Origin of the sequence: Streptococcus sp. HMSC078H12 (assembly GCF_001814615.1) — a bacterium.
In the GTDB taxonomy this organism is placed as follows: domain Bacteria; phylum Bacillota; class Bacilli; order Lactobacillales; family Streptococcaceae; genus Streptococcus; species Streptococcus salivarius_F.
Genome location: NZ_KV817339.1, coordinates 193,633 through 199,341, shown reverse-complemented (window position 1 = coordinate 199,341; position 5,709 = coordinate 193,633). Strand labels below are relative to the sequence as shown.

Genomic DNA, 5,709 nt, shown 5'->3' with positions numbered 1-5,709 from the left:
CGGTAGAATCCTGTTCGAACGATTCCATTTTCGTCTGAAACGTAACCGGAATTAGTTTCATTACGTAATAATTCTGCGTAAGAACCGAAAAGATAGGTCTTTCCATCTATGGTTTCTGTTTTTTTGATATAGCGATATTGGTTGCTTGGATCTAGGTAATAGGTCTTACCGTCAATTTCTCTCCACCCGGATAATAATTTCCCTTCTGAATCTGCAAGATATAAACTATTATATGATTTAGCGGAACCATTAACAAGAAGTTGGCCATCTTGATTGAAGTAATAATAATTGTCATCAATTGAAAGTACCTTATCTTTAGCTTGTAGACCGTCTTCTTTAAAGTAAACACGATGACCATCTAGTGTGTACCATCCGAAAACTTGCGCACCATCATTTCCAAAGTAGAGCTTATATGAGGAACTAAAGGAATGGAATGCATTACGAAGGAGTTCGCCACTGTTCTTATCGAAATAGTAGTATTTTCCATCTATAAGGATACGCTCACCTTTGATTTGTTTCCCAGTTCCATCAAAGTAGAGTTGAATACCATCAATAGTCTGCCATCCAGTAGCTACTTGCCCTTTATCTTTGAGGTAGGTCCAGTCACCATCTTTATCTTGAACAAAGGTATTTCGAAGTGACGATGTCACACGACCTTGGTCATCAATTTCGTAGGTCATTCCATTGAGAGTTAGACTACGATTGGTCCACATAGCCCCACTATCCTTGTCAAAGTAGTAAGTGTCACCATCAATGTCAACCAAAGTACCTTTAGCTTGTTTACCGTTAGCATCAAAGTAGAGTTGAACACCATCAATGGTTTGACGACCAGTTAGGAGTTTGCCAACAGCATCGTAATAGTACCAATTCCAGAAATCATCGCGAACAAATTGGTTTTTGGCCGTAAACTCAGTAGCAACTCCCTCATTATCAATCGTATAGGTCTTGTCATCGACTTTCAAAGTATCGTTAGTGAGGATAATAGTTGTGTACATACCAGCGTGGTGTTCAGGAAGATACCATTTTGTTAGACGATAGCGCTTGCCATCGATTTCTTTCCATGTAGGTTTATCAACACTTTTTACCTCAGGTTGGAAGTAGTGCAGTTGACCATCTAAGCCTCGTTGGACACCCTCTAGGAGGACACCATTTTCATCAGTTCCATAGATTCCAGTGAAATTAATTCCACCCAAAATTTCGTTTTTAGAAAAGAAGGCTCCAAAGTAGTTTTTTTCTATTTTACTATCTTTGACTAGATAAAGTTTGCCGTCATAACCTATGACACCATCGACAACATGACCATCTGAAGCAAAGACATACTCTGTTCCATCGATAATTTGTTTACCAGTTAGGACTTCTCCATCTGCATTAGTTCGGTAGGTATATTTAAATCTCACTCTAGCCCCTGGCTTATCAACAACGCCGTAAGCATCCTTGACTAGTTTTCCTTTTTCAAATAGATAGTTCTTACCATCGATTGAATAGATGCCATTTGTAGCATAGATACCGGTATCAGTGAAGTACAAGCGTTCTCCATCAATATCTTGCCATCCAGTCACAGCAGCGCCATCATTTCCGAGATAGTATGAACGGTAGTCCTTTGATGCAGGACTAATTCCACCAAAATTGACTGAGGCCCATTGATTTTTAACCATACGCCCATTGTTTTTATCAAAGTAATAGGTTTTACCATCAATTTGAACAATTTCACCTTTTGCTTGACGACCGTTTTTATCGAAGTAAAGTTGGTAACCATCAATGGTTTGAAGTCCTTTAACAGCGTGGCCCTTTTCATCACCATAATAAAAATTAACATTTTCAGGGAAGGTGAAATCTACTTTATCCCAAATAAAGGATTTTCGAGCTAGTCGTCCTCTCTCACCAAAGACATAGGTTGTGTCTCCTACATTAACCGCTACATTCTTAAGCAGTTCGCCATTTTCATCAAAATAGTGAATGAAACCAGCTGCTGTTTTAACGAGACCTGTGGCACGTATGCCATCTCGGTTGAAGTAACTAGTATGGTAAATGTAGTTTGTTTTATACCGTGAGATAATCTGTTTTTCAGACCAATTACGGTAAGAATTTTTGAGAAGGGCACCGGTGTTTTGATCTAAGTAATATGTTTTACCATCAACTGTGATTTCTTGACCTTTGAGTTGTTTCCCATCTTTGTCAAAATAGAGTTCAACACCGTCCACATATTGGAAACCAGTCAATTTTTCACCTTGTGAAGTGATATAAGACCATTCCCCCTTATCATTGGCTTCAAAATGTCCACCAGTAATGTTTGTAGGCAGTTTAGTTCTCTCTGTCACAACCCCATTCTCATCAATTTGATAATGTTTACCGTCTTTATCGAGGTAGTAATTGACTAGGAGCATACCAGTATGGTCATCTAAATAATAGTTCTTTCCATTTACCTCAACAAATTGGCCTTTGACCTGTTTTCCATCTTCTTGGAAATAGTATTCGCGATCTTCTACATTATTCCATCCAGTGAGATTTTTTCCGTCCTTGGTGTAGTACCAATTGCCTTGATCGTCGGATGTGAATTTTCCTTGAGTGATAGAGATTTCTTGTCCTGATAATGGATGCTCACTGACCTCAGTAATCTCTGACTTATTTTCATTTGTATTTTGCTTGTCGTTGACAGGTTCAGCACTTCTATCAGCAATAGTTGTTTCACTAGATTGAGCGGTTTCAACCTTTTTATCAGTCTCGATAGTAGGCTGTGTAGCAGTTGTTTCTGTTGGCTGAGTAGCGACATTAGTAGGTGTAGTGTCAGTAGATACTGCTGCACTAGAAGTATTCTCGACAACTGTACTCGTTGGAGCTACTTCGGTTCTTGTTATAAGGCTAGCACTTGTCTCAAGATTGCTGTCAGAGACGACATTTTCAGGACTGTTAACAGCAGTCGTTTCTGGTTTGACTTCATCAGCTCCGACCTGTCCTAGTCCAATTAGTGAAGCTCCGATAGCCAAACTTGAGGCAGCGATTGTGATCCAATGTTTCTTAACTTTATGAAGTTTGAAACGAACTTTGTTTTCCATAATTTTCCCCCTTATATGGTGACTTGGTAAATTCATGCTGTGACATTTAAAACAACAGGAATACCAAAAATTAATTTACGATTATATTTTAATCTTATTTTCTAATAACTTCAATAGAAAACGGATACAAAAATGCCATACTCTTATAAAAAGATGCTTATAGTTGTGATAGTTATAGCCTATAAAAGGGTTTTCCTAATTTATTTATTTTTTCGTCTATAGATATCATTGAAAGGGTAATTGTCCCCATACAGTTTGAGAAAAAGACTCTTTTATTCAAAAATCATCCTGTGTAAAATAGAGGGCATAAAAACATGAGAGGTGATTGCAATGACAAATCGTTACGACTTAAATAAAAATTTGGCACAGATGCTTAAGGGGGGCGTCATCATGGACGTTCAAAATCCTGAGCAAGCACGTATCGCTGAGGCGGCAGGAGCGGCTGCAGTCATGGCCTTGGAACGCATTCCGGCCGATATCCGTGCAGTGGGTGGTGTGTCACGTATGAGTGATCCTAAGATGATTAAGGAAATTCAGGACGCTGTTAGTATTCCAGTGATGGCTAAGGTGCGTATTGGTCATTTCGTTGAAGCACAGATTTTGCAGGCGATTGAGATTGATTATATCGACGAGAGTGAGGTTTTGACACCGGCCGATGACCTTATTCATGTGGACAAAACCAAATTTGATGTGCCTTTCGTCTGTGGAGCCAAGGACCTTGGTGAGGCTCTTCGCCGTATCTCTGAAGGGGCCTCAATGATTCGTACTAAGGGCGAACCTGGGACTGGTGATATTGTTCAGGCTGTTCACCACTTGCGACTCATGAATCAAGAAATTCGCCGTATTCAAAATCTTAGAGAAGATGAGCTTTATATTACTGCTAAAGACTTGCAGGTGCCAATTGATTTGGTCCGTTATGTCCACGAACATGGCAAGTTGCCGGTTGTCAATTTTGCGGCAGGTGGTGTAGCGACGCCAGCAGATGCTGCTCTTATGCTGCAGTTGGGTGCTGAAGGTGTCTTTGTTGGTTCAGGTATTTTCAAATCAGGAGATCCGAAAAAACGTGCGGAAGCCATCGTCAAAGCAGTGACTAACTATAATCGTCCGGACATTTTGGCGCAAGTGTCAGAAGATTTGGGGGAAGCCATGGTTGGTATCAACAAGGATGAAATTGACATCTTAATGGCAGAGCGAGGAAAATAGATGACAAAAATTGGAATACTGGCTTTGCAAGGTGCTTTTGCAGAACATGAGCATGTCTTGAAAGCACTTGGGGTTGAAACGGTTCAAATCAGAAATCGACAGGATTGGGAAGCTCACGCTGATTTGGACGGGCTCATTCTACCAGGGGGAGAGTCGACAGTTATGGGGAAACTCTTGCATGATTTAGACTTGTTTGAGCCGATAAAGGCGAAAATTGATGCTGGACTACCTGTATTTGGAACCTGTGCAGGTCTGATTTTGTTAGCCAAAACCATAGTGGGGGACCAAACAAAACATTTGGCAAGCATGGACATCAATGTAGCCAGAAATGCCTATGGTCGCCAATTGGGCAGTTTTGTCACAGATGCTGAATTTAAAGGAATAGGGGAAATCCCAATGGTCTTTATTCGTGGGCCGATTATTGAAGCTGTTGGACCAGAAGTGGAGATTCTAGCTCAAGTCAATGGGGCAATTGTGGCAGCTAGAGAGAAGCAGATCTTGGTGACCTCTTTTCATCCAGAATTAACGGGTGACGAAAGGGTACATGCTTATTTCCTAGATATGATTAATCAGGCAAAAGAAGAAAAGCAATAGCTCAAAACCTATGACATCGTTTATTTCTTGACCGCACAAAAAAATCCAGGACCCGAGCCCTGGATTTAGGAGATTATGAAAAAGAAAAGTTTTAGGATGGTTATAGTATATAAAGCAAAGCCTAAAGTTTTCTTAAAGTAGAAGAAAAAGTTTATTTGTGAGATAAAAAAGGAAGTTGACACTTGGTCGACTTCCTTTTTAACGATTACTAAATCAAAGTAATTATGCGATATCAATGGATGTTATTTGAATTATATTCCTAAACTTCACCAGGGCCCATCAAATGTCCATTACCGTCAGCATCGAATTTGAAGGCACCAGTGTTTGTTCTAACAATGGTATTTTCAGCGCGTGCCCCATTCTTAGCATCGTAATAGTGGACAGTTCCGTTATCGTCAAATTTGAATTCACCTCTAAGTTGTCTACCGTTTTGGTCGAAGTAAACATGGATGCCGTTTAAGGTTTGAGGTCCTGTCAGTTTATCCCCTTTAGCATCAACATAGTAGTAGAAATCTTCACGATCTAAATCTTTACTTTCTCTTGGGTACTGTCCATCCTGACCTACGATATCATTTCCAGGAATGGTAATAGTGAAGTGGAAGATGCGATCACCATCGAGATTTCGGTAATTCCAGTTGTAGACATGAACAAAGCTATTAGTGACGAGAGCACCAGAGTCTTTATCATAATAGTGTCCATCAGGGGCGAAGCGTCCCTTGACTTGTGCCCCATTAGGAAGGAAGTACAAGCGACTATTTCCAAAGGTTTGAGGTCCTGTTAATGGCTTACCATCAGCATCGAGATAATACCAGGCAGTAGTATAGACATTTTGATTGTTGATATCATCACGACCAATATA

The 5,709-nt window shown here is 40.1% G+C and carries 3 protein-coding genes and 1 pseudogene; 2 read left to right on the top strand and 2 right to left on the bottom strand.

What is annotated here, in order from left to right:
* On the bottom strand, positions 1–3,053 hold a 3,053-nt coding region (locus tag HMPREF2979_RS07540), incomplete at its 3' end, for a KxYKxGKxW signal peptide domain-containing protein (RefSeq protein ID WP_083312376.1).
* Between the two features lie 330 nt (positions 3,054–3,383).
* Between HMPREF2979_RS07540 and pdxS the strand changes: the two genes are divergently transcribed.
* Both pdxS and pdxT read left to right on the top strand, forming a co-directional pair.
* The gene (gene pdxS, locus HMPREF2979_RS07535) at positions 3,384–4,256 is read left to right on the top strand and encodes a pyridoxal 5'-phosphate synthase lyase subunit PdxS (protein WP_070655961.1); all 873 of its coding nucleotides are present in this window, start codon (positions 3,384–3,386) and stop codon (positions 4,254–4,256) included.
* The gene (pdxT, locus tag HMPREF2979_RS07530; RefSeq protein WP_070655959.1) at positions 4,257–4,850 is read left to right on the top strand and encodes a pyridoxal 5'-phosphate synthase glutaminase subunit PdxT; all 594 of its coding nucleotides are present in this window, start codon (positions 4,257–4,259) and stop codon (positions 4,848–4,850) included.
* A gap of 259 nt (positions 4,851–5,109) precedes the next feature.
* On the opposite strand, the pseudogene HMPREF2979_RS07525 reads toward pdxT, so the two are convergent.
* Positions 5,110–5,709 (bottom strand): annotated as a pseudogene (locus HMPREF2979_RS07525) (glucosyl transferase); the annotation flags it as partial.

Coding starts and splice junctions, on each gene's coding strand:
- pdxT (WP_070655959.1), top strand. CDS start 4,257: ATGACAAAAATTGGAATACTGGCTTTGCAAGGTGCTTTTGCAGAACAT.
- pdxS (WP_070655961.1), top strand. CDS start 3,384: ATGACAAATCGTTACGACTTAAATAAAAATTTGGCACAGATGCTTAAG.